The organism is Brevibacillus sp. NRS-1366, from assembly GCF_050467985.1.
Genome location: NZ_JBITPN010000017.1, coordinates 31,184 through 54,885 on the forward strand (window position 1 = coordinate 31,184; position 23,702 = coordinate 54,885).

Annotated in this window: 36 protein-coding genes; 35 read left to right on the top strand and 1 reads right to left on the bottom strand. The window is 36.2% G+C overall.

Going from position 1 to position 23,702, the window contains the following annotated elements; translation table 11 throughout:
• The first annotated feature begins 7 nt into the window (after positions 1-7).
• The 32 genes from ACIFQN_RS08965 (at position 8) to ACIFQN_RS09120 (ending at position 21,653) form a co-directional block, all read left to right on the top strand.
• The gene (locus ACIFQN_RS08965; protein ID WP_429832674.1) at positions 8-361 is read left to right on the top strand and encodes an HNH endonuclease signature motif containing protein; all 354 of its coding nucleotides are present in this window, start codon (positions 8-10) and stop codon (positions 359-361) included.
• Positions 362-382: 21 nt separating this feature from the next.
• On the top strand, positions 383-760 hold the full coding sequence (locus tag ACIFQN_RS08970) for a hypothetical protein (RefSeq protein WP_429832675.1): 378 nt from the start codon (positions 383-385) through the stop codon (positions 758-760).
• A gap of 32 nt (positions 761-792) precedes the next feature.
• On the top strand, positions 793-1,050 hold the full coding sequence (locus tag ACIFQN_RS08975) for a hypothetical protein (protein ID WP_429832676.1): 258 nt from the start codon (positions 793-795) through the stop codon (positions 1,048-1,050).
• 42 nt (positions 1,051-1,092) lie between these two features.
• Positions 1,093-1,545 (top strand): hypothetical protein, encoded by a 453-nt coding sequence (locus tag ACIFQN_RS08980; protein WP_429832678.1) that lies wholly within the window; start codon positions 1,093-1,095, stop codon positions 1,543-1,545.
• Positions 1,523-1,924, top strand: a complete 402-nt coding sequence (locus tag ACIFQN_RS08985; protein ID WP_429832679.1) for a hypothetical protein — start codon at positions 1,523-1,525, stop codon at positions 1,922-1,924. Before ACIFQN_RS08980 ends, ACIFQN_RS08985 begins: the two co-directional genes overlap by 23 nt.
• A gap of 17 nt (positions 1,925-1,941) precedes the next feature.
• Positions 1,942-2,199 carry a hypothetical protein gene (locus ACIFQN_RS08990; protein WP_429832680.1) on the top strand — a complete coding sequence of 86 codons (258 nt, stop codon included), beginning with the start codon at positions 1,942-1,944 and terminating at the stop codon, positions 2,197-2,199.
• A gap of 35 nt (positions 2,200-2,234) precedes the next feature.
• Positions 2,235-2,408 carry a hypothetical protein gene (locus ACIFQN_RS08995; protein WP_429832681.1) on the top strand — a complete coding sequence of 58 codons (174 nt, stop codon included), beginning with the start codon at positions 2,235-2,237 and terminating at the stop codon, positions 2,406-2,408.
• A 3-nt stretch (positions 2,409-2,411) separates the two neighbouring features.
• Positions 2,412-2,843 carry a DarT1-associated NADAR antitoxin family protein gene (locus ACIFQN_RS09000; RefSeq protein ID WP_429832682.1) on the top strand — a complete coding sequence of 144 codons (432 nt, stop codon included), beginning with the start codon at positions 2,412-2,414 and terminating at the stop codon, positions 2,841-2,843.
• 38 nt (positions 2,844-2,881) lie between these two features.
• Positions 2,882-3,313, top strand: coding sequence for a hypothetical protein (locus ACIFQN_RS09005; RefSeq protein ID WP_429832683.1), 432 nt, complete (start codon positions 2,882-2,884; stop codon positions 3,311-3,313).
• 34 nt (positions 3,314-3,347) lie between these two features.
• The gene (locus ACIFQN_RS09010) at positions 3,348-3,977 is read left to right on the top strand and encodes a hypothetical protein (RefSeq protein WP_429832684.1); all 630 of its coding nucleotides are present in this window, start codon (positions 3,348-3,350) and stop codon (positions 3,975-3,977) included.
• 173 nt (positions 3,978-4,150) lie between these two features.
• The gene (locus tag ACIFQN_RS09015; RefSeq protein ID WP_429832685.1) at positions 4,151-5,494 is read left to right on the top strand and encodes a S1 family peptidase; all 1,344 of its coding nucleotides are present in this window, start codon (positions 4,151-4,153) and stop codon (positions 5,492-5,494) included.
• 60 nt (positions 5,495-5,554) lie between these two features.
• Positions 5,555-6,124, top strand: coding sequence for a DUF3221 domain-containing protein (locus tag ACIFQN_RS09020; RefSeq protein WP_429832686.1), 570 nt, complete (start codon positions 5,555-5,557; stop codon positions 6,122-6,124).
• A gap of 257 nt (positions 6,125-6,381) precedes the next feature.
• Positions 6,382-7,422 carry a hypothetical protein gene (locus ACIFQN_RS09025; RefSeq protein ID WP_429832687.1) on the top strand — a complete coding sequence of 347 codons (1,041 nt, stop codon included), beginning with the start codon at positions 6,382-6,384 and terminating at the stop codon, positions 7,420-7,422.
• Positions 7,423-7,478: 56 nt separating this feature from the next.
• The gene (locus ACIFQN_RS09030) at positions 7,479-8,624 is read left to right on the top strand and encodes a hypothetical protein (protein WP_429832689.1); all 1,146 of its coding nucleotides are present in this window, start codon (positions 7,479-7,481) and stop codon (positions 8,622-8,624) included.
• Positions 8,625-8,680: 56 nt separating this feature from the next.
• Positions 8,681-9,319, top strand: coding sequence for a hypothetical protein (locus ACIFQN_RS09035; RefSeq protein ID WP_429832690.1), 639 nt, complete (start codon positions 8,681-8,683; stop codon positions 9,317-9,319).
• A gap of 5 nt (positions 9,320-9,324) precedes the next feature.
• A complete protein-coding gene (locus tag ACIFQN_RS09040; RefSeq protein WP_429832691.1) occupies positions 9,325-10,761 on the top strand; it encodes a hypothetical protein in 1,437 nt (478 codons plus the stop codon).
• A 12-nt stretch (positions 10,762-10,773) separates the two neighbouring features.
• Positions 10,774-11,811, top strand: coding sequence for a hypothetical protein (locus ACIFQN_RS09045; protein WP_429832693.1), 1,038 nt, complete (start codon positions 10,774-10,776; stop codon positions 11,809-11,811).
• On the top strand, positions 11,786-12,688 hold the full coding sequence (locus ACIFQN_RS09050) for a RecB family exonuclease (protein WP_429832694.1): 903 nt from the start codon (positions 11,786-11,788) through the stop codon (positions 12,686-12,688). The genes ACIFQN_RS09045 and ACIFQN_RS09050 overlap by 26 nt, the downstream gene beginning before the upstream one ends.
• A 24-nt stretch (positions 12,689-12,712) precedes the next feature.
• Positions 12,713-13,435 carry an HNH endonuclease gene (locus ACIFQN_RS09055; protein WP_429832695.1) on the top strand — a complete coding sequence of 241 codons (723 nt, stop codon included), beginning with the start codon at positions 12,713-12,715 and terminating at the stop codon, positions 13,433-13,435.
• Positions 13,432-16,737 carry a DNA polymerase III subunit alpha gene (gene dnaE / locus ACIFQN_RS09060; RefSeq protein WP_429832697.1) on the top strand — a complete coding sequence of 1,102 codons (3,306 nt, stop codon included), beginning with the start codon at positions 13,432-13,434 and terminating at the stop codon, positions 16,735-16,737. Before ACIFQN_RS09055 ends, dnaE begins: the two co-directional genes overlap by 4 nt.
• Positions 16,738-17,012: 275 nt before the next feature.
• Positions 17,013-17,222 carry a hypothetical protein gene (locus ACIFQN_RS09065; RefSeq protein ID WP_429832698.1) on the top strand — a complete coding sequence of 70 codons (210 nt, stop codon included), beginning with the start codon at positions 17,013-17,015 and terminating at the stop codon, positions 17,220-17,222.
• A gap of 500 nt (positions 17,223-17,722) precedes the next feature.
• On the top strand, positions 17,723-18,052 hold the full coding sequence (locus ACIFQN_RS09070) for a hypothetical protein (RefSeq protein WP_429832699.1): 330 nt from the start codon (positions 17,723-17,725) through the stop codon (positions 18,050-18,052).
• 35 nt (positions 18,053-18,087) lie between these two features.
• A complete protein-coding gene (locus tag ACIFQN_RS09075) occupies positions 18,088-18,915 on the top strand; it encodes a metallophosphoesterase family protein (RefSeq protein ID WP_429832700.1) in 828 nt (275 codons plus the stop codon).
• Positions 18,912-19,172 carry a hypothetical protein gene (locus tag ACIFQN_RS09080; protein ID WP_429832701.1) on the top strand — a complete coding sequence of 87 codons (261 nt, stop codon included), beginning with the start codon at positions 18,912-18,914 and terminating at the stop codon, positions 19,170-19,172. Before ACIFQN_RS09075 ends, ACIFQN_RS09080 begins: the two co-directional genes overlap by 4 nt.
• Before the next feature lie 58 nt (positions 19,173-19,230).
• Positions 19,231-19,479, top strand: a complete 249-nt coding sequence (locus ACIFQN_RS09085) for a hypothetical protein (protein WP_429832703.1) — start codon at positions 19,231-19,233, stop codon at positions 19,477-19,479.
• Between the two features lie 31 nt (positions 19,480-19,510).
• Positions 19,511-19,675: a hypothetical protein gene (locus ACIFQN_RS09090; protein ID WP_429832704.1), complete on the top strand. Its 165-nt coding sequence runs from the start codon at positions 19,511-19,513 to the stop codon at positions 19,673-19,675.
• A gap of 26 nt (positions 19,676-19,701) precedes the next feature.
• Positions 19,702-20,052: a hypothetical protein gene (locus ACIFQN_RS09095; protein ID WP_429832705.1), complete on the top strand. Its 351-nt coding sequence runs from the start codon at positions 19,702-19,704 to the stop codon at positions 20,050-20,052.
• Between the two features lie 49 nt (positions 20,053-20,101).
• Positions 20,102-20,344 (top strand): hypothetical protein, encoded by a 243-nt coding sequence (locus ACIFQN_RS09100; RefSeq protein ID WP_429832707.1) that lies wholly within the window; start codon positions 20,102-20,104, stop codon positions 20,342-20,344.
• 47 nt (positions 20,345-20,391) lie between these two features.
• Positions 20,392-20,526: a hypothetical protein gene (locus ACIFQN_RS09105; RefSeq protein WP_429832708.1), complete on the top strand. Its 135-nt coding sequence runs from the start codon at positions 20,392-20,394 to the stop codon at positions 20,524-20,526.
• A 25-nt stretch (positions 20,527-20,551) separates the two neighbouring features.
• Positions 20,552-20,803: a DUF2829 domain-containing protein gene (locus ACIFQN_RS09110; protein ID WP_429833201.1), complete on the top strand. Its 252-nt coding sequence runs from the start codon at positions 20,552-20,554 to the stop codon at positions 20,801-20,803.
• A 35-nt stretch (positions 20,804-20,838) separates the two neighbouring features.
• Positions 20,839-21,126 (top strand): hypothetical protein, encoded by a 288-nt coding sequence (locus tag ACIFQN_RS09115; RefSeq protein ID WP_429832709.1) that lies wholly within the window; start codon positions 20,839-20,841, stop codon positions 21,124-21,126.
• 185 nt (positions 21,127-21,311) lie between these two features.
• Complete coding sequence (locus tag ACIFQN_RS09120; protein WP_429832710.1) at positions 21,312-21,653, top strand: hypothetical protein; 342 nt, start codon at positions 21,312-21,314, stop codon at positions 21,651-21,653.
• A gap of 162 nt (positions 21,654-21,815) precedes the next feature.
• Here the strand turns inward: ACIFQN_RS09120 and ACIFQN_RS09125 are convergent, their stop codons facing one another.
• A complete protein-coding gene (locus ACIFQN_RS09125) occupies positions 21,816-22,658 on the bottom strand; it encodes a DNA polymerase LigD (RefSeq protein ID WP_429832712.1) in 843 nt (280 codons plus the stop codon).
• 87 nt (positions 22,659-22,745) lie between these two features.
• Here ACIFQN_RS09125 and ACIFQN_RS09130 point away from each other — a divergent pair, with 87 nt between their 5' ends.
• From ACIFQN_RS09130 to ACIFQN_RS09140, 3 genes are all read left to right on the top strand, one after another.
• Complete coding sequence (locus tag ACIFQN_RS09130) at positions 22,746-23,003, top strand: hypothetical protein (protein ID WP_429832713.1); 258 nt, start codon at positions 22,746-22,748, stop codon at positions 23,001-23,003.
• Positions 23,004-23,030: 27 nt separating this feature from the next.
• Positions 23,031-23,288, top strand: a complete 258-nt coding sequence (locus ACIFQN_RS09135) for a hypothetical protein (protein ID WP_429832714.1) — start codon at positions 23,031-23,033, stop codon at positions 23,286-23,288.
• 230 nt (positions 23,289-23,518) lie between these two features.
• Positions 23,519-23,659: a hypothetical protein gene (locus tag ACIFQN_RS09140; protein ID WP_429832715.1), complete on the top strand. Its 141-nt coding sequence runs from the start codon at positions 23,519-23,521 to the stop codon at positions 23,657-23,659.
• The last annotated feature ends 43 nt before the right edge of the window (positions 23,660-23,702 follow it).

Genomic DNA, 23,702 nt, shown 5'->3' on the forward strand with positions numbered 1-23,702 from the left:
TGCTTTATTGAGTAAAGAAATAAATACTATTGATGGGTATGTTGTGGAAGTAGATAATGAAGATTTTGATTATATTAATCTTTATGATCTGCATGTTAATAGAAATGGATATGTTATGTGTAAGCCAAAGAAGATATATAAAAAGATGGGGCTGTTTACATCATTATCTCTTCATAAGGTTTTAATGAACCCTGAAAAACTTGGTAGAAATATTGTGGTTGACCACATAGATGGAAATAAGCTCAACAATAAAAAAGAAAATTTAAGAGTTTGCACTCATCAAGAAAATATGATGAATCGTAAGCCACATATTACATATGCAAATAAAGAACTGACATCAGAATACAAAGGTGTGTGCTGAAGCAACACAGTAGGTAAGTGGATGGTTCAACTAAGTAATTATGAAAACAGTAAAAGAGGTCACATTGGATACTTCACCAATGAAATTGCCGCAGCTAATGCTTATAATTATCACGCCAATAAGAGTTATGGTGAATTTTCGTTATTGAATGTTGTTGAGTATATGCCAAAAAAAGAGTGGATTAAATTCAAATCTGGAGCAAATAAAACTTCAAAATACAGAGGAGTATCTTTAAATCGTGCTACAGGAATGTATTTAGCACAAATATGGGATACAAGAAGAAATATTAAGATTGGTGAGTTTTACACCGAAGAAGAAGCAGCTCTAGCATGGAATGATGTTGCATTAAAGTTACGAGGAAATAAAGTGAAATTAAACATAGTTATTGAAACCGAATAAGTTGATGTATTTATCGAAAAGGAGATGGTGTTGTGCTCAGTAAAGAAACGAGAGATACATACGATCTATTTGAATTGATGGAATGCATGGAAAGTAAAGGTTTTATGAGTAAGAATAGATACTGGAGAGAATACGTTTTGGCAAGCTATCCTACAATTGCAAATGATATGTACATGGATATGTATTTCGGTGAGGGCACAGATAAAGAAATTAATGGGTATCATGCAGAGGTAAGAAAGCTATTGAAAATTGATTACGAAGATAATGTATTGATGAAGATTTGCTGGTAACTGAATAAAGAACTACTTTAATTGAAAAGGCGAGGAAAACGAATGAAAAGTCATGGTAAGTGGATTTATGAAAAATGTGATGAAGAAAACTGGGATTTATGCGAGGACGAGTATGATACGAAAGAAGAAGCAATTGAAGCAGCACGAGCATTCTTCAAGCAATGGAAAGAGGAAGACCCGGAAGAATTTGAAGATGAAACAGGTGGCACTCATTTTCAAGTTGGACAAATACAAAAGTATGCACCCCACATCAACGTAGAGAGTGTTATTGATGATATTGGGGAAAGGGCTTATGACGAATGTGGAGAGTGGGCAGGGGAATATCTGTATGATGTGAAGAGTGAACACCAAAATGAGTTGGAAGAAAAACTAAATGAGGCACTTGGTGCTTGGATAGAGAAATATGGTTATCAACCACGATGGTTCAATGTATGCAATACAGAAGATGTCTCGATTGATGGAGGAATTTCTGATGGAACAAATCAAAACAGGTAAGGCGCTGACAGAGATTGAAGGCCATGTAGAGTATACTTCCTACTTTAAGGAGTTTGGAATGCAGGAAGAGGAAGGTGATTGGGTAACATCTAAATTTACGAGTCTCAGACAACTCATGAAGTTATTGTCACCAGAGAAGATTGAGGAGTGGCGCGAGGAATTTGGTGCTGATGTTGTTCGAATTACAAATATCTATATCAAGGGATCTGGAGAAGGTGAAAATAGCACAACTATTAGGATTGGTGACAAAATGGATGGTTGGGTTAAAGCAAGTGTTGGCGTGGATGATGCTGACGCTAAGATGCTACATTGTGTAAATGAGATTGAGGGAACTCTTAAAGAAGCATTAAGTCGAATCAATACATATAAAAATTATTAATAAGGGTGAATTTACATATGAATCATTATCCCAGCGATTTGTATCATTATAAAACTATTCAATTTAATGATGGAAGTAACACCGATATTAGTGAAACAAAAATTAATCAGTGGATCAACGGATTAATTGAAGAATTGGCTGTTAGTGATGAAGTAGTTGAGATGTCATGCTCTTCAGGTAATACATGGGTGTGTGTTACCAAAAAGGAAAATAAAGAGGATGAATATCATGTAATTGTAGCTAAAAATTACTGGAGTGGGACAGTTAAAAAATAATGAATAAAAACTTGCTTTTATCGGGTGGTGATAAGATGGAAAAATGTGAACATAAATTTGTTTACTTAGATACAAAGAGGTTGCGAGAGAATGCAGGGTATAATGATCACTTCAAGAGAATTGACACCTTCTTTTGTGAAAAATGTCTTGAATATATAGATAAGGTTCAAGAAGGATATGCAAGAGGAAAACCTGATTGGTATTTGTAAAGGGTGATACAAATTAAAATATTAGAATGTTCATCAAAAGGAGACAAGCGATTCTCAGCATTTTACGCAAAAGTAACTATCTTTGGTAAGTTTGATTCAATTGAAAATCACTATCAGTTATCTAAACGCTTTGGTGATTTTGTTCCATCAACATGGAAAGATGCAAAAGGTAAGACACCAACTCATTTTGAGGTGAAGGGAAAATCATTTGATCTCAAATACATGTCAATGTGGTATGACTTACTCTGGGTTAAATATTTAGACGTTCATCCAGAATTATTGGAGTATGCTGCAACGTTTGATGATTTCAACGACATATTTAAGGGCAAAAGCATCAATTGTCAAGCTGATTCAATCCGCAAATACATAAAGCAGGGACGTAGCAAAGTAATCGAAGACGGTAAGGATTTTATCGATTTGTTCAAAACTAAATGAAAAATCTATTTTATATAAAAACAATGGGGGAAATTAAAATGAATGAAACAAAATATGGTGCATGGCCTAATTCTTGGGAAGCGTTAGCTAAATATGTGAATGAGTTAGAGTCTCAGGCTCATGATTATAATTCGATTGCGGAGTCGCTTTCTAAAGCAACTGTAGCTATGTTTAACTATTTTGCTTGTAAACATGGGATGACTGGATTTCAAGCAAGCTGGGCAGGATTAAATTTTCTACGAACTACAAGAGAAATAGAAGGACCCTTTGGAATTATTGACGGATCGAAATTACTTTACCCTCAATACGACATTCATTCAGATATCAGTAAATGGATTGAAGAGTGGAAACCAGAACTAGGTAAGATTGCTAAGAAGAAGCTTGAGGAGGACAATATGTATGCACATCCTAATGTAATTAAGCGTTGGCAGGAATTATCCAAGTATGCACCAGTTGATGAAACTGATTAAAAAAGTTGATTATATTATAGCAGAGAGGTGTTACATGGAACTCGGAAACATGATCTTTGGTAATTCAAGAGGGGAATATCCAGTTAATCGAGATTGGCAAAAAGACTTTTGTGATTTCTTGAGAAAGTGCGGTCTTGATGGGCGAGGGTATTATGACGTAGATGATCAATATCAAACAAATCGCGGTGGATTCGAAAATGATATTTTCCTAGTAAACCCTTATGATTGGGATGCTGATTGTGATTGTGGATTCGATGACTTGGAATATGAGTGGTGGAACGTAAATAAACATACTGAAGATTGTTTTTTAAATCGTAGAAAGTTGTATGAAAATGAACTAAAGAATAAAAATATCGAATGGTTAGGCGAAAAATACATAAGTTTGATTGACACTTGGGCAAGAGAAAATGGATGGGTGCATGGTTGGTCTGGATCAGGTAGCTATTGTGATTGTGGTGTCCATGAGAGTTACGTAGATTGGACAAATGCCAAAGGACACGAGAAAAATTGCAGGTCAATCCAGCCTAACTTTCTGTATAAGCCAACGGGATATCAGATTCAATGGTATAAATATCCTTTGCGAGACAGTTACATGAATCAGGATTTTACATATGAGCAATTAGAAGAGATTATGCAGCATTGTATTGAGTCAGTAAGAAACTGAATGAAAGATCCGTTTGAATGAAAAAGAGCAATATTTCATGAAGAGTGACGTCACCTGGCCAAATGACTGAATATGGAATTTTGTGTCAAATTTGTTAACAAAGTGATAAACACGTTTCTAATTTCCAAAAAATGTGATAATTTTCTATTATCATGTAAAGGAGGTAAGAACTAGTGAAGAAACTAGGAACATCACTTTTAGTAGCAGCACTGTTAGCTACAACTGTAGTTACATTCTCAATTCCAGCAACGTCAACATTGGCAGCACAAAAGCAGAATCTTGAGTTAGAGGATTACATTTTGTCCAAAGATGTTGTCCAAGAAAGTGAAAAATTTAGAGAGGAAATGGGTCTATCCTTAAAAAATCTAAAGTCACTATCTGATGACCCAACGAACTTTTCTGAGAAATATGGAATTTTCCTCACTAAAAAAGAAGAGAAAGAACTTGATAAAAGACTGGAAGAGCAAAAAATTCATATTCCCAAAATCAAAGATTATATTGAGAAACATCTAAAAGATGAATTTGCTGCCATTTACATTGACCAAAAGTCAGGTGGAGTAGTCAATATTGGATTTAAGACTGGCTCTGAAGAGAGTGTCAAAAAGTTTGAAAAGGATTTGAAGAAACTCTATTCTAAAGGCATGGTTGAAATATACTACACAGATTATACTGAAGAACAACTTGATAAAATTGCAGAGTCTGTATCAGAAAAAAGGGATGAATTAGCAGAGAAGGGATTGGATCTTTCTTCTGTAAGTGTTAATATCCCAGAACAGAAAATTGATATTGGAGTAGCGAAAAAGAAAGATGTTGCCAGAAGTCTCCTATTAGACACAGACAGTGTTAGTGATTTAGATCTAGACATTGATAGCAACCTAGTAAATATATTTGAAGAAGATGTGCGTGAAGCACAAGCTAGTGTATCTGATAAATTTAGACCGATTCAAGCAGGATTAAGGATAGATGATATGGATGATGGTGGCTACTGCACATCTGCATTCTCTGCTCAAATTGGGACGAAATTCTACGTACTTACTGCTGGCCATTGTATTGGAACTAATACAGATAGATGGTCACAAGGTGGTTCTAGATTTGGTCGTTCCACAGATTATAATTTTGGTGGAAATGTTGATGCTGCAATCATTAAATTAGACGATGGTTCTGATGATGCCACTTATTATCTATTTGGTAATAGTAAATCAAAACTATATGCAATTGATGAGGTTCAAAAAACTAAAAATGAAACAGTAGGAGATGCTGTTTGTATCTCAGGAGCCAAAACTCAAGTAGTTAAATGTGGTACATTACAAACTAAGAATTGGAGTGGCTATAGTGATCAAACATATTTATCGGGCATGAGACAAGCATCTTATGAAAGTGCGAAAGGCGATAGTGGTGCACCAATATTTTTAGGAGGAACTGCGATCGGTGTTCATAGCTCTTCTGGTGGTATTTATAGTCATATAACAAGAGTGATCAATTATTTTGATATTGATGACATTTTTATTGGAAACTAAAAGAGATATTATATACTTATTTGAGGGAGGGTACTCTCCCTCAAATAAGGAGGAGGTATCATGAATAAACTTCTATCGTACATTTCCTTATCTGCAATTGTGCTTCTGACAGCAGGCTGCTCGGATGACGAGCCTAAAAGCGAACATAAGGGTTTGACAGGATATGTCATTGAGGCAAACTATGAAAAAAAAGCACTGCTGGTTGCTGAAAGTGACAAAACAGCAAAGGTTGGCAACTATGATGCTGAATGGTATTCGTTAAATGACGACGCCATTCTGCATGATAGCAAGAATAATACGGTTTTGTTAACAGATATTGAAGTAGGGTCAGAAGTAGAAACATGGTCTACTTCACGTTCATTTGAATCGTATCCTTCAAAAACAGACCTAAGTAAACTTGTAGTTGCAGATGATGTAAAACACCCTGACTCTCCTATGTTGCAAAAAAAGGCCATTCAAGCTGCTCTAAGTCATGCAAAGAGCATTTCTGATACTGCTGCAATATTAATTGTGCAGAATGTGACAACCAGTAAATCAGAGTGGATAATTCAAGTGTTTAATTCCTATTCAGAGAAGAGTTATGAGTTTACTGTTAATGCGGTAACTGGAGAAGTAAAACAAATCAAATAGTAACATGTAGCACCATGTAGCAGTATATATGTCATTTAAGAAGGGGGTGGGTAGTACAATAAAAGTGTCATTTCATCAGAAAATATTAAATAAAAATATCAAATAAAAGTATTGAACGCATTCGAACTCCGTGTTATATTAAGAATACAAGAGCGAGGTGATCAGTTGAGCAAACTTAACAAAAGTCCACCTACGACAATATAAGAGCGCTATAATAAATAAAGTTATATTGTTAAAATAAAGGGAGGATATACATAATGGCAGAAAACAAAGGTCTTGGTCTACCGCAAACTAAAGGTGAATTTAAACTTCGAGGTCTTGCAACTGGCCTAATGCGAGATAATGCATTCAAGGTCATTGAGACAAAGAGTAAAAAAGGGATGCACATTCTTAACTTCGGTGTTGATACCGCACCAGAGTCTACTGTGTACGTAACCATTCAAGGCGTGGAACGAGATGAAGTTTATTTTGGAAAGAGATCAGAAGAAAAAGGTCAAAAGGGTGAAACAATTAAAGTTCCGTGGAAGAAGCGGCACGATCCGCAATCAGAAGGATTTAATCTCTATGGTTTGCGAATTGGACTTGAAAAAGATCTTGAGGGCAAAAACATTACCAAGACACTTGTTGAGTATGATGCAGCAGAGGCTGTATATGATAAGTTAACTGACGGACAAGGTGTTTTCATTCGAGGTGAGTTGGAATTCTCTTCGAACAAAGTTAATGACGAGGTTAAGCGCAATAAAAAGTTTAATGTAAAACAACTCTACTTGGCAGACAGTGTTGACTTTGAATCAGAAGACTTTAAAGAATTGAATGATTTTAGACAACGAATTATCTACATGGGCATAGCAAAAGTTGATGACAAAAATGATCCGCGATTTGAAGTATCAGCAAAAATTGTAACATACAAAACTGTTGAAGATACAGAATTTATTGTACGCGATACAGGTCTTGCTAACATCTTGCGAAAAGAGTTGAAGCCATATACAGCGATTGATGTTTGGGGTAATATCTACAATAAAATCGATACTGATGAAGTTAAAGAAGCTGCAAAGTCAGTTTGGGGACAACAAGATACGTTTAAGCAAGTAAAAAATAACTATATTCGAGAATTGGTTTTGACTGGTGCTGATCCTGAATCAATTGATAAAGAGACCTATAGCGAAGCAATCATTGAAGAAGCATTGAAGGTCTTTAAAGAGTTCGGTGCAGACAATAATGGCAATAGCACGAGCTGGGGACAAAAACCTGACAATAACGATAATCAAGAATCAGAAGATGATGGACTACCTTGGTAATTTCAAATAAATAAAATAATACATATATATGATTGAAATTTAGGGAGGAATTATTCTTGGCAAAAGCAAAAAGCGGTAGTGTGGTTAAAAAGGGTCTTAAGTTCTTCTTGTATGGAGAACAGGGGACATGGAAATCTTCATTCGCACTTGGAATGGCAAAGATGAAATCGGAACTTGGTAAGCCATTGCGAGTTCTATATATCGATTGTGAAACAGGTAGCGTTGATAACTATCTTGAAGATCTTGAGTCTGAAGGAATTGACCTTAACAACATCTTACTTGTATATACAACTTCATACACAGAGGTAGAAGAGTGGGCTACCAAGGCAATGTACAATGAAGATCTTTATATTGAAGATGAGGACGGTAACGAAGTAGTCGCACTCGATGCAGATGGAAATCCATTTAGAGCAGATGTAATCGTAGTTGATGGTATCACGGTAATTAGTGATAATGTAAAGTTCGCGGCAATTGGAGTCTCTGAAAAACGTGCACGTCTTAAAGCAAAAGCTCAAGAGAAGAATGCTACTGAACAGGCCGTAGCAGAAGCAACAGCAGGACTTGAGTTTAAAGACCATGACAAGATCAAAATGAAGGGCAAAAACCTTCTGCGTAGCCTTATCACTGGAACGGATAAATACGTAGTTGTTACATCCAGAGAGAAGACTAAAAAGGTAATGCAAAAAGTGGGAGACAAAATGGAACTTGTAGAAGTGGGTAAGGTACCAGATACATGGGATGGCGCTGAATATGAGTTCTTTACAGTACTCCGGAATTTTGAAGATGAAGATGGAACTATCAAGTCTCAAATCATGCGTAAAGATCGTACACGAGTGTTTGAACAGAACGAGATTATTGACAATCCAACTCCACTATATTGGCAATCAGTTATTGATGGCAATCGCGGCAAACAGTCAAACGTTGTCAGGGAATCATTGGAGTCAAGTGTTGAAAAAGATGAAGAAGTTATCGCAAAAGGATTTAGTAAAGTAGAGGAATCATCTGAAAAACAAGAAGTTGACAAGCAGCCTGAGACGGTTAGCGAGTACCGAGATGCAATTGATAAGCAAATCAAAGCACTGAGTGACCCTAAGAAAAAGGCGCTGCTGCCGAAGGTCAAAAAGTCTGGCTTACCAGTTGATTTTAATAAAATCGAAGACATTGAACAATTGCAGAAGTTCTATACACTTGTAACAGAATAAAAAAGAGAATAGGGGAGATTAATTTCTCCCCTATTGCTTTAATCCAGAGGTGAATCATGAAGTTAAAGTGTAACTATTGTGATCCGAAACATGTAAAGTCAATTGACTCTGAAACTGATGATTTCATTAGAGATAATGACACCAAAAAGTATTATCACACGGATTGTTTTAAACTTCACCTTAAGATACGTAAACGACTTACAGATGAAGAGATAGAGTCCCATGTAGCAGAACGAATTTCTTTCAGAGAGCAAGAGATGAGAGAAAAGATTGATCGAGATAACTTCTTTCAATGGCTAATGAATTACTATGACACTTCGTTACCATCCTATTTCTACATGAAAGTACAGTCTGTAAGAACTGGAGAGCATGAACTTGTTAAGGAGCCAATTGATTATGAAACCCTATTAGATATATATCAACATATGGAAAGTTACCTTAATAAGCTTGCGGCTAAAAAGCAGATGTCTGTTTCGTCGAGAATGAACTATGACTTGGCAGTTGTTATTGGAAATTTGGGCGATTATAGACGGTACAAGGCAAAGCAGATAACTGCTAATGTTGAGGCAATGGAGATTGAAAACAGATTGGAAGACAGTAAAGTTGTGCAGGAGATTCACAAACAGAGAAGAGAGAAAAACAAGAGTGCAAATGAATTCGATATTACAGATGTTATGGATGAGTTACTGCTGTAAAAGGAGTGAGAAGCATTAGTAATGCAGTTGAAATGTACGACCTAACAAGTGAGGCATTATTTGTTGGTAGTATGTATTCTAAGCCTATCATGTTTGTTGATTATGCAGAACTGATTAAGTCAAAGTATGATTTTGAAGATACAGATACCAAATTTCTATATGACTCATTCGAGTTGTACTACAAAACATTCTCACAAGAGATTAGCGAAACAAAATTAAACATCTTTATGAATCAAGATCCTGACAGAAGTAAGCAGTACAGGAAAATTGGTGGATGGAAAACAATTGAGAAGCAGATAGAGCTTGCTGATCCTGATGATATAAAGAATTACTTTGATATCATTAAAAAATACTCACTTATAAGAGAGTTTAGTAGGAAAGGGTTTCCTGTAGAAAAGTTAATGCAGCACAAAGCTTTCACCAAGATGAAGGCAGAAGATATTGTACGATTCATGCGGTTTAATGTAGACAATATCAATACCGTAATTGGTGGAGGTAAGTCTGCATCTTCATTAGGAAAAGACATTAAGAAGAAGTTAGCAAAGTGGCGTGAAGCGCCAGATATGGGAGTAGAGTTCCCATTCCCAATCTGGACAGAATTATTCAGAGGATTTCGGAAGAAGAAGCTTGTTATCGATGGGATGTTAAGTAACGAAGGTAAGTCAAGAAGGATGGCTAAAATTGTCAACTTCTTAGGTGTACTTAAAAAAGTACCCGTTTTGGTTTTGGTAAATGAACAAGATGAAGATGAATGGTATGCAATGCAAGCTTCAACCATCAGTAACAATCCTGAGTTTGGATTTAGTTATGACATACGGGAGTACGATATTGTTCTTGGTAATTACAAGAACGAAGAAGAGTTTGAATACATAAGCGAGACTATTGGTAGTTGGATTGAAGAAAATCACAAGATTTACTTTCTTGAGCTAAACCAATACTCTGATGACGATCTTGAACGTGAAATCAAAAAACATGTACTAGGACTTGGTGTGCAGTATATTTTCTATGACACTTTAAAGGGCTATAAAACTGATAATTGGGAGTCAATTAAACAGACAACAACCAAATTGAAGGATCTGGCTAGCGAACTAAATATTGGTGCATACGCAACAATCCAGTTGACAGATGAAACCGTACTTACAGACGTGGAAGATCTATCATCTATGAACATTGCAAATGCAAAGCAACTCAAGCACGTTGTTGACCATCTTATTCTTGAGAAGCGAATCGACAAATCAAAATATGACAATTATCTCATTAAAAATCAATGGGGAGAAACGCCCTTAGATGTCAATAAGACTTACTACGGACAGAAGGTAGATAAAAACCGTGGTGGTGGGAAGGGTATGACATTAGTAACGGAAGTTGACCTCGACAGGAACATATGGAAGGAGGTTGGCTATCTGATTAGAAAGCCTAGGGAGAAAAAGCGAAAGTCATAGGTGGTGTTTTAAGTGGACATCCAAGAATTAAAAGAACGGATTATCATTGAAGAGAAGATAGAAACAATTTTGGAAGAGTTGGGGATGCACAGCATCAGGCCTCACACCGATTACTTTACTTGTGGCATGCCAAGTGGTGACAATAAAAAGAGTACTGTTGTATATAAAAATAACTTGTATGTAGATGCACACACAAGAAGCATAACAGATCAATATGGAGTATCGGATATCATATCCCTAGTTACTTATATCAGAGGCACCTATTTTAGTGAGAGCGTTAAGTGGCTTTGTGATGTATGCGGTTTTGATTATTATGGCTCACAGCAAGAACAGTCCAAATTAGCCAGATGGGTTCGTGATATGTGGAAAGCATCTTCAGAATTGCAAGATGACGATGATAAGCCTCTCGAACCAATTGACCTAAACATCTTGAACTACTTCGGTCGATATGCGAATCCATTATTTTATAAGGATGGTATTAGTTACGAAGCTCAATGGGAGTTCCAATTGGGTTATGATCTCGCTTATCACCTGATTACAATTCCGATTTATGATGAATTAAATTCTCTAGTAGGCATTAAAGGGAGAATATATAAAGAAGTTGTTGCTGAATATGAAAACAAGTATTTTTACATTCATCCATGTTCTAAGTCAAAAGTGTTATATGGCCTTAACAAAACCATGCCATACATAAAAGAAAAAAATGAAGTAATTGTGTGCGAAAGTGAAAAAGGAGTACTTCAATTGTGGAGCATGGGAATTCAAAATGCTGTTGCAATATCTGGTCACATCCTTAGTAGAACTCAGGTGCAAAAACTGACCCACCTTAATGTGCCTATTGTTATTGCATATGATCAAGGTGCCGAATTAGATAAAGAAGGAAAAGTTGATAAGGGTTTCTACAAAAGGGAATTTGCCAAATTTTTACCCCAGCAAGAACTGTATTGTATTTACGATAAAAGTGGAACTCTCTTAAACAAGAAAGAAAGTCCTATGGATAGTCCAAATAAATGGGAGTTGTTATATGATAACAAAAACAGAATTAGATAAATATAGTTACAGTAGGCTCAATACATTCATTCAGTGTCCTATGAAGTATGATTTGAAATACAATAAAGGCAACTATACTGAGGAGTCGCAACTTCACTTAGAGCTAGGTAACATCTTACATAAAGCACTAGAAATAAAATATAGGGATAAAATTAATAAAAGGACAGTTGATCATTCATACATTAAGAGTTTCATTGAGAATGGAATATCTGAAGAGACTGATAAGGACAACGGAAGGTTCTTAAAAGGGGTCAAGCAAATCAAGGAGACATATGGGGAGTCAACATTCTCTGAGGTGAGTAAGAAAAGTGGATTGACATATGAAGAGAAAATGGGCACCTTCTATGATTACCTTGAAGAAGACACTATAGACGATTGGATGCCAATTCACGTAGAGTTGCCATTCACTTTTAGTTTTGAAAAAAGGGTTATAATTGAAGGGTATATAGATAGAATAGATCAAAACAGCAAAGGTGAACTGAGAGTTGTTGACTATAAATCATCGGATAAGGTCTTTGAACAGAAGGATCTTACAACTCCATTACAGATGGTTATCTACGCTCTTGCATGCGAGGCCTTGTTTGGAAAGATCCCAGTGGAGTACATGTATGATCTCATCCTTCTTGGAGAGAAACAACAAGCTGGAACAAAAGGGTTTATTGAAAGGGGAATTAAAAAAATACATAAAGTATTAGATGAAATTGAGTGGTGTAAGGCATTAAATGAATGGAAGCCTAAAGCAACACCTTTATGTTGGTGGTGTGAGTTTTCAGGACATAACGAAAGTAATCCTTGGTACACAGGTGGATTGTGCGATTATTATCTTTTGTGGTCTCCAGACAATAAAACCTTCGAAAAAAACAATGAATATAAATAAAATCAACAAGAAAGGGGTGCCTTGATGGCAAGGATATCAAGAGTTGATGTTAATCAGTTATACAATGATTACTTAGGACAGGGGGCAACGATTAGGAGCATTGCATTGAAACACAATATTTCGAGTGGAAGGGTATATGAAGTATTAAAAAAATCAAACGATGACAGGATAATCGAAAAACTAGAGGGGTACAAGAAGAACAAACACTCATTGGTATTTGATATTGATAACGAGAGAATTGGGGTTGTGGCAAACAACACGAAAAATATTTTCGTGTTACCCAAGTATCTAAAAGAAGTTGTTACTGATGTTAGTTGGAATGAGATTAATAGTGGGTATTTAACAGGCAGAATATGCGGCACCAAAGTAAAACTGCATGATTTGGTAGTTGGTTGCGCAATTGGCGACCTTGAGGTTGACCATAAAGATAAAAATAAGAAAAAAAATATGCCTGAAAATCTGAGAGTAGGCACAAAAAGTTTAAATAGACACAACGTAGAGAAAAAAAGAAAGAGTAAAACTGGATTCAAAGGCGTATCAAGACACTTAGATGGAACTTACAACGCTGCAATTAATATAGATAATAAAAAGTTTAGTTTAGGTTACTTTAAAAAACTGGAAGATGCAGCTTTAAGATATTTAGATGTTAAATACAATCTTTTCGGATTTGAATACATGACAGATGAAGAGAAAAACACATACACAGAATTGCTTACCATTAAATATGCGGAGGTAGGCTTAATATGACCAAAAGATTCTCTAGTCTTCATAACCATAGTTATTATTCACTGTTAGATGCTGTTATGTCTCCTCGTGAACTAGTCGAACAGGCCAAACGACTTAATTTCAAAGCAATAGCTATTACTGAACATGGTTCAATGTACTCTTATTTGGAGTTTTACAAAGCAGGAAAAGAATTGGGCGTAAAAACAATTTTGGGTTGTGAAGTTTATGAAACTACAGACATGGACTATAAAGAAAAAGACTCTGATCGATTTCATCTAATATTACTTGCTAAGTCTGAAGAGGGGTTGAAAAACCTCTTTAAAATTGTTTCTGAGGGAAATACAAGAGGTTTTTATGGAAAGCCACGAGTAGACCTAGAAACAATAGCGAAATATTCTAAGGATATTATAGCAATGAGTGCATGCCTCGGAGGACGTATCTCACGTTTGTTGTATCAGTCTTGGTGTAAATGTTGTGGTGGTAACGAATGTGAGAATTTTGAGCCAAAATGGACGGAAGCAAAGAGTTGGATTGAGAAGTATAAGAATGTGTTCGGAGATAACTACTACATTGAATTGCAAAGCCATGATACTAAAGATCAGGCAGAGGCAAATAAACGTTTGCTGCAATTGGCGTATGAAACCGAAACAAAGTATACTATCACGTTTGATACACATCTGCGCGATAGTAGCGATCTGCAAAAGGATGTTCACCGTAAGTTTATTCAAATTGGTCAGGATCGTGAGGTAGGCGAGACCTACGAAGGATGTTGGCAAACTGATATTGAGACTATACACGCTGTAATGGATAAACAGATTGGACATGATGCAGTTGATGTTGGAATTAAATGCACAGATGATATTGCTGACCAGTGCAATATTGAGATTAAATTACATCAGGATTTAATGCCACAAATAAACATTCCTAAAGGATATGATAGTGAACAAAATTATTTAAAACAACTCATAAAAAAAGGTTGGAAACAAAGGGGGTTTGATAAATTACCTCCAGAGCTAAAGAAGCAATATAGGGATCGACTACTGAATGAGTTTGAGGTACTCGATTATCTTGGGTATTGCAGTTATTTCATTATGCTGAAACAACTTATCGGAAAGATTCGAGACCGAAGCATCCCTTTGGGGTATAGTCGTGGATCAGGAGCAAATAGTCTAACCCTCTATACATTAGGAGTAACTGAAGTAGACAGTATCAGATGGAATCTGGACTTTGCACGTTTTGCGAATAAGGGTCGCAAAGGATCTCCTGCCGATTATGACATTGATATTTCAAAAGCACGCAGACAAGAAGCTTTGGACATTGCTATTGAATTATTTGGTAGTGAAAATGTAGCACAGGTCGCTACTTTTAATTCACTATCACCAAAGGTTTGCATTAAAGATTTAGGTAAGATTTTTGACGAACAAGGGATCTACGTTCTGCCTTATTCAACACGAGACAAGATTGCAAAACTAATTCCAGATGACCCTAATAAGAAAATGACAATTGAACGTTCATTAGAGGCATCTACAGAGCTTCAGAAGTATGCTGAAGAGTATCCATTGTTGTTTGAGTATACTAAATTCCTACAAAACCTTCCTAAGTCTGTGGGATGTCATGCAGCAGCAGTAATCATTTCACCTACGCCAATTACAGATTATGCTCCAGTAATGTACAACCAAAATGACAACCTTATGTTGCAGTTAGATATGTATAATGCCATGGACGACTTAGGGTTAGTTAAGATGGATTTTTTAGGGCTAAACACATTGGATGTAGTTGATGATACTCTAAATTTATCAGGCCTAAAATGGGACGATATTGATTTAGGTAAATTAAATTTAGATGATGAAAAAGTATATAGGGAGATTTATCAGAAGGGTAATACTTTGGGCGTCTTTCAAATGGAAGCATATGTAGCTCAAGAAATGTTTAAGGGCATGAAGGCTGATACAATATATGACATTTTCGCAGTTAATGCTATGAACCGACCAGCAGTATTGTCTGTAGGAATGGACAAGGACTATATTAGAAACAAGTTAAACCAAGAATTGGTTGAATACATTCATGATGATTTAAAACCTATCATGCAAGGCACATATGGTGTAATGCTCTACCAAGAGCAAGCCTTGAAAGTCTTTGGTCTCGCAGGTTTTGAAGAGGATGAACAGGATAATGCTAGACGTGCAATTGGTAAGAAAAAAGCTGATGTAATGGCTAAACAATTCGACAAGTTTAAGAATGGTCTTGAATTAAGAAACTGGCTACAAGGTCAGATTGATGAGATGTGGAAACTTATTGCAGCACAAGCCGAGTATAGTTTTAACTTGGGTCACAGTACAGCATATGGGTTGTTATCGTATGTTACAGCTTGGTTAAAACATTATCACCCCATAGCGTTTATGACAGCACTTCTAAAATCCGAGATTGGAGATTATGAGCAAACATCAAAATACATAAATGAATGCCACAGGATGGGTATTAACGTTCTTGCACCTGATATCAATAAGTCAGGACAATATTACTCTAAGGTTGATGAACAAATCTTGTTTGGATTTGAATCAATTAAGGGTGTAGGTGGGAATGCCACATTACTTATCTTGAATGAAAGGGGAAACGGCTTCTTTAATGGATTAAATGATTTCATTCAACGTTGTCATGTAGACTCTTCGACTGTAATTGCGTTGATCAAGAGCGGAGCATTTGGAATGAATAAAGACGAATTGCTTCTGGAATATGCAAGCATTGGCATGCCTGATGGAACTTTTAAACCTGTAAAGAGTCTACCTACAAGACAAAAACTTTTTGAATTAAACATAATCAGTTCAGACGAAGATTTCAAAGACAAACTTACATGTCTTGAAAAGTATAATTTATTTAAACAAAGAGAGTTTGAACTGAAGTTGAAAGATAGACAGCAGAAGTACATAAGTGAGTTTAAAGAAAAGTATATGGGATCACCAGAAATGTACGAATATGAAACTCTCTCGATTTTCATTAATGGAAACCCATTTGATGACGTGAAGGATAACTTCAGGCCATTTTCTTATTATGAAGATGATAAGAAGTGTGTTGTTGTCGGTACTATAACGTCAGTAAAAAGAAAGAAACAAAAGAATGGTAAACCATATGCATACATTGAGCTGCTAACACCTGTAGAGGGCATTATTGAGGGTGTAATCTTTAACAGTCAACTTGTACAATATCAAGACATTATTGAAAAGGGGAGTAATGTTATAATACTAGCTACGAAAAACGGTGGTCAGTTTAGAACAGATCAGATGAAGACGTTGTTGCAATGGAAAAACGAAAGAAGTCTAAAATAAAATGAAAAAATAGGTTGTAATAACCAAAAATATATGATAAATTAAAATCAACAAATAAACCTGAAAGGGGAACTAGATTATGAAAGTTACCACCTATGAACACTCGCATGAGCGAAAAGCCAATACATATTACACAAATACAAAGAAGCGAGACCAGCAGTCAGATTTTAAAGATACACTGTTAGCAGCAATGCAGAATATCTCACGAAATCACAGATTGATTGCACGATAAAACCCAACGAAAAAGGTATTTCATTTAGAAAATGAGGTAGGTGATGAGTGACATGTTTGTGGTGAAGTATGATACGAAAATCGAAGAAGGAATCGTAAAATCGACATACATAGATATAGGCAAATTCAGAATTTTGATGTCGCTCAGTCATAAAAACTGGTACACAAAAGGCAAACAAAGGATTATCCCGATATGGATTAGCAAGAAAGGATTGTTCGTTTACAGAATTGCAATAAGAATTGGAAAAGTGTAGATGAATCCAAATCAAATGGATATATTATTTAAAAATAATAAATGGGTTGTATATAATGTATAAAATTAAAGCGTATGCAGGTCAAGAATTCGTCGGGTATCTCACTCAACCAAAATCAAATGACCCAGTACTATTCAAAGACCATTCAGAGGCGTATATGGTTGCTGAAAAAGTCAATCGAGAATCAAGCTTTGGTGTTTGGTTTGAATTGGAGAAAGTAAGTTAGATATAGAGTGAATAGGAATGCAAAGAAGGTGATTAATTGTCAATTTGGAAAGGCATGAAACAAAACGCAAAGGAGTACATAAATCATCTACGAGATCCTTGGTTTTGGTTCTTGTATCTAGCTACAATGATATTGTCATACACTATTTCACATTGTACTGGATGGAGCTTTGACGACTCAATTACTGTGGTTATTGGTGGATTCACATTGATTGTGCTGGTAGTAACAGGAGTATTGCTTATTAGAAATAAAATTAAAACAGGGAAGTGGTCTAATGAAAATTAGTGGAGTAGCAAAAGGACAGTATAAACAATTATGTCCGTCGAGTTGGGGCAAGTGTAATGGAGACGAGAAAGAGTTGCATTTTAAGATTCAGAGAGCAGTTGCTTTAGGGAAGACGGTTTATACATACAAAAACGGATGCAAGATTAAACGTTACTATCACTTGAACATTCTAACAGACGGAAAAGAAGTAATGACAATTTGGCGGGATAAAACTACAGAGCCATTCTTAGTTTCATATAAGAGAAAAGAGAAGTATAGGGTTAAGTATATGAAGGAACAGAGTGAGGCTGAAAAGGAAAAAGTGTCCCAAGCGGTATAATTAAAAGAAAATTATGATTGGATGGCAGTGTTTGAATGAGCAAAGGTTTCGATTTAATATCGGATATTCATTTAGATTTTTGGGTGAAAGTAGAGAATCCCAAGCACAAGATGCTTCCTCAGATTGAGGACTTTATCAATTCCATTCTGCCTGATAATCCTCAGAATGTACTGGTTATTGCTGGTGATTTAGGACATTACAATTGGCAAAATCAATTACTCATTAAAGAACTGAAGCAAGTATATGAGCACATTTTATTAGTTGCAGGAAATCATGACTTCTACTTAGTCAGTACAAATCAAGAAAAGCAATATCAAGGGAAATCAACAAAGCGTGTTCTTGAGATGAAAGAACTGTGCAAGGAAGTTATGAATGTCCACTATTTAGATGGGAACATTATTGAAATTGATGGGGTTAAATTTGGTGGAGTCGGAATATGGTACGACTTCTCATATGGAATGAAGGAACTTGGATATACAAAGGAAGCGCTGTATTCAAAATGGTGGGAAGTAATGAATGATTCACGATTAATCAAAGGACTATTAGATAAGTCATTTACATTTGCTGATGAAGAAAAGAAGAAGCTTGATTCAATTGTTGATGAATCAGACGTTATTATCACGCACGTAGGTGGAGATTGGAGTCGAGTGATTGGTAATTACAAATTCGACTCAGTGACGTCTTTCTACTATTTTGACGGTAGTAATCATTTTTCAAAACTTGAAGATAAGGTTTGGTGTTTTGGACATACTCACCAACGATATGACTATGACGCTTATGGATGCAGGTTTGTAAATGCATCATTAGGATATCCAAGTGAAGGAAAAGGTCGAAAGATAGTTCAAATTGAGGTGATCAAATGAAATACGGTCTTGTTTATCTAATTGGTGGAGATTGGGGAATTGTAACTGATGAACCAATCAGTGGTGGAAATTTTGCAGCAAGAGATTTTATCAATGCATTGAATTTTGTTGCAGCAGATGGATGGGAGTTTGTTTCTCAGATTGATCATCGTGAATCAGACAATGGAATTGCTTATGTAGTGAAAAAATCAAGAACGCACGACTTGTTCACATGGCCTCTGAATGAAATTAATAGGTTTCAATACAACAATAAATAACTCAATAAATGAGATGTTTTAGTGGGTTTAGTAAAATGATCAAAGAAAGGGAGGATAGATGATGCCAAATTATTTGACACAAGACATTGAGGGAAAACAAAATCTGTTCCACTTTGCGAAAGAAGTTATTCAAGTAGCGTTTGATGGTGGCAGCTTAGATGGTGGTGAGATTCAGGAGATGGCTGTGAAACATGGTTTGTTAGTTGAAGAATCATATGATCCAGAAAAACATGGTGAAGACCGCTTAGGTGAATTTGAAGAAGGCGACCAGTATTATGTGTATGCAGATGTTCTGAAAAGTTCATAAAAAAAAGATTAAAATAATGGAGGTATACATAATGAATGAAAAAATGGAGTTTGTGACAATTTCAGTTGAGGAGTATCAGCAGCTACAGAATGACAGTTATATGTTGAGTTGCCTGGAGGCATGCGGTGTAGATAACTGGGGTGGATATAGTGAAGCAATGCAAATGTTTAATGAGGAAGAGGAGGATGAAGAATAAAATAAATTAATTGGGGGGGATTTTTTATGAAACATCGTGAGATCGATGCAACAATTACTGAGTTTACAAAAGGGTGGGATAAGGAGTATATAGAGTATTTGAAAACATCAGATGCGGGATGGTGGCTAATCCCACGATACTCTACAACTGGAGATGAAATGTTACGCCTAATTGAAAAAGCCAATGATCAAGGGATTTCAATTCGGATTACTCCTAAATTAGATTTTTACGAAGTGTCGGCTCACAAACGGGTTTGTATTGGTGTATATGAGGAAATGACAACGATTCAAACGAATAAGTTGCCATCAGGGGTTGCTCTAGTATACCTGAAATCAAAAGGTGTAGATATCGATCAATATTTAGATGATACAGTTTAAAATTTGTAAACCGAACGAAACCAACATTATAACGAAAGGAAGAATCAAAGTGATTAGACCAGTAAATGAGGAATGGACGATTGTAAATGATGTATACATAAATGATAGTTTAAATCATCAAAAATTCGGATACAAAATTCGAAATAAGGAATTCAAACACAAAATCATATCCATTGAAACGGCAAAGAAATTACACGAAGCAGGGAAATTAGAGCGACCAAACCGTACAGAACTTTCCTATTGTAGTGTACCTAGAGACTATGGAGAAGACCTGATTGGTTTGTTTGAATAAAACTCAAATTGTATTCAGTTTTAGAGAGTGAACAGGGAGGTAATCAAATGGGTGAGGCAAGAAGACGAAAGCAACAAGTAGAGTCTAATACATATAAAACTAAAAATAATCCCATTAAAAATATGTACATTAAAGTAATGGGTTGGATTTCATCAGACAAGACCAATTTAACACAACGGTAATTATGAAAAGGAGAGATATGACATGATGAATTTCGGACAGGCAATCGAGGCGTTGAAACAAGGTGAAAAAGTCGCACGAACAGGCTGGAACGGCAAAGGTATGTGGCTGTTTCTTGTAAGTCAGTTGTCGCTGGACGTTCCAATCAACGGCGGACGTAATACGTTCTTTACGGGGATGCAACCGTTCATTTGCATGAAAACTGCTGATGAAAAATTCGTTCCATGGCTGGCTTCTCAGACCGACATGTTGGCAGAGGATTGGCTCGTAGTATCTTAACACAATACACGATTTGATAAATAGGAGGAATTGGCATGCCAATCGTAGATGAGTACGGTTCAAGACAATTACATTTCGGTTCGGGTGATATTAGTGCCGGTGGCGGTCTGTTGGCAATGGATGAAACAGTGGGCGTTGTCACATTTCAACAGCAAGCGCCGCGGGAGATTGGAACGAAAGGCGAATATGGTCCAGGTCATGAACTTGAAGCAAGAGATACGCCAGTAAGGATGACATTCGATAAGGTAGAAAGTATCGATGTGGTTATAAGACAACTGGTAGAGGTCAGGGTAATGATGGTCGAAAAGATGGCGATGAAATGAAATGTGAGCATGTTTTTAAATACATGGGCGAGCGTAAAGAAAAAAGGGAAAATTCGGAGGGGCGCAACTACTACGTGTACTACGATCGATTCTTTTGCGAAAAGTGCCTAGAACGTGTAGAGAAGAAAAGTCGGGTTGGCCATTTATTTAACTAAACAATCGATTTGTTAAATGGAGGGGTAGCGATGGGGTTGGATTTCAGTCATTGCGAGGCGCGTTGGGCGTATAGCGGGTTTCACCGTTTCAGAAGACGGCTCGCTGAAATGATCGGATTTGATCTTGAGTCCATGAAGGGATTCGGCGGAGAAAGGTCATGGGATGAAATAGAAGATCCGATTGTTCCGTTTTTGAATCACTCAGATTGTGACGGCATTTTGACGGCAGTAGAGTGCAGCTTGGTTTATCCTAGATTGGAGCAGCTTATACAGCATTGGAACGATACGGACATGGACAAAATCAGAGCCTTGGATTTGATCGAGGGAATGAAAATTTGCGTCGAGAACAACGAAAATTTGGAGTTTATTTAACACAACATTACATAAGTAAATTCCAATAAATCTAGACTTTTATTAGAAGTGATTCTTCTGAAATGGACAGACAGTGACATGAGATTTTATGGATTGCTAATGGCATTTTTAGGTTTTGTTATTGGATTTTGCATAAAATAAAGACTCCTCACTAAGGAGGAGTTAGCTTACAAACTCAACAAAACTAGGAGACCTCATCAAGCCAGACTTAGTGTAGCACTGAAACTTTACCTTGCACTTGATCTCAGGTCGTATATATTTCCACTCATCAGTTTCACTTACCATAAGAGTCTTAGACCGTTTGTACAATTTTGATCTAGCATCCTTGTTAGCAAATTCCAATGTGCCAACATACTCACCATCCTTGGATAAGGAGCAAGCAAATTCATTCTTTCTAATGCCAGTAATGTTAACTGTTTCATACATATATGCTTTCGTTTTTAACCAATGATCACTTCTTGTGTCAAGTAGATAACGGCTATTGAGTTTCTTAGAGCAGATCCCTTCAAGTCCTAATTCTTTAACTCGATTGAAGAGCTGCTGACCATCTGATGATGAAGGACAGACAGAAATCGAATTAGATGGTTCTACGATGGAATCAAGTAAATTCAAGCGATCAATCAGTGGTATCGATACAACATTCTGATTGTTTATATAGATTATATCAAAAGCAACAAAATGCGCTGGCATATTGGACATTAGATGTTTGATTGAAATTGGCTTAGTGGTATTGAATCTCTTCATTACTGATTCCCAGCATGGCTTTATGCCATCCATAACAATCATTTCACCATCAATAATAGCATTTGAACAGTTAAGGTTAGGAATGATCTCAGGAAATTGAGTAGTACATTCATTCTGATGACGAGTGAACAGTCTAACTTGACCTTGGTCATAATGTAGAAGACAACGGAATCCATCAAACTTCAACTGGTGAATTAGATCACCCGAAGGTGGACTGTCTGACTTGTGAAGCAGCATTGGTTTGATAGGTGTATTTAACATAAGATACACTCCTTCACTTCTAAGAATAGCACTGATATGAAGGAGTTTGATTATAAAAATATTGGAACATAAATAGGAGGATATAACATGTACACTGAAGTTAGTAAGAATTTCGTTACAAAACTGTTTAATACCTTAGAAGTAGTTGAAGTTGGAGATAAACATTCACCATATGTCTTAGTAGAAGATAATGACGAGTTTAGAGCTATTTGTAGAGGCTTGAGAATAGGAAGTTCTGATATTGTCAATGTAACTGATGGAGAAATGGTAGATCTCTTAGCTCTTGGTGCTATTACATACGGAATTGGTACATATGAAGACGAGAAAGGGTTTGTAGTTGAATAAAATAACATTTTGAACATGGAGGTTAGCATGTGGATTTATGTTATTGAAGAATACAGTAGTCTAGGAGAGAGTTCACGCATACATAGTGCTTACGTATCCGAAGATAAAGTAAATCAAATGGTTGACACGTTAAAAATACAACAAGATGAATTGTACAACAAATATCTTGAGTGGGTAGATAGTGATTCTGATGAAGCAGAGTCCATTCCAGAGGTTGGGGACCTATGTTACACGGTCAGTAAAACTTGGTTAGACGAAGCACCTTATAAAGCTTTTGATATATAAAGGGGTTGGATAAATGAAGATCCACGGTATTTGTGCTAACTGTAAATACTTTGAACATGACTGTTATGTAACTATGGGTGAAGATGATTTCGGATGTTCTGAGTATTGCAGTCACCCAAATAGTGATATCACTGAGAGGTTTTATGATGAATGTGAATTAAGTGAGTGTATGGGGTTTGAAACCTAATTTTAATGCAATAACGTTTTAATTCAGAAAGGAAGTGATATTGATGAAAGTTAAAGAGTTTATTGAAAAACTGAAAGAGGTTAACCCTGATTATGAAGTATGGTTTGATTACGGAGGCACAATGATGAAATACGATGGTGAATCGTACATGGATGATAAACGTAAGACAGTAGATCTTTGTTAAATACGTTGAAACGTCGACTTTATTCAAAAATAAGGAGGGGTTT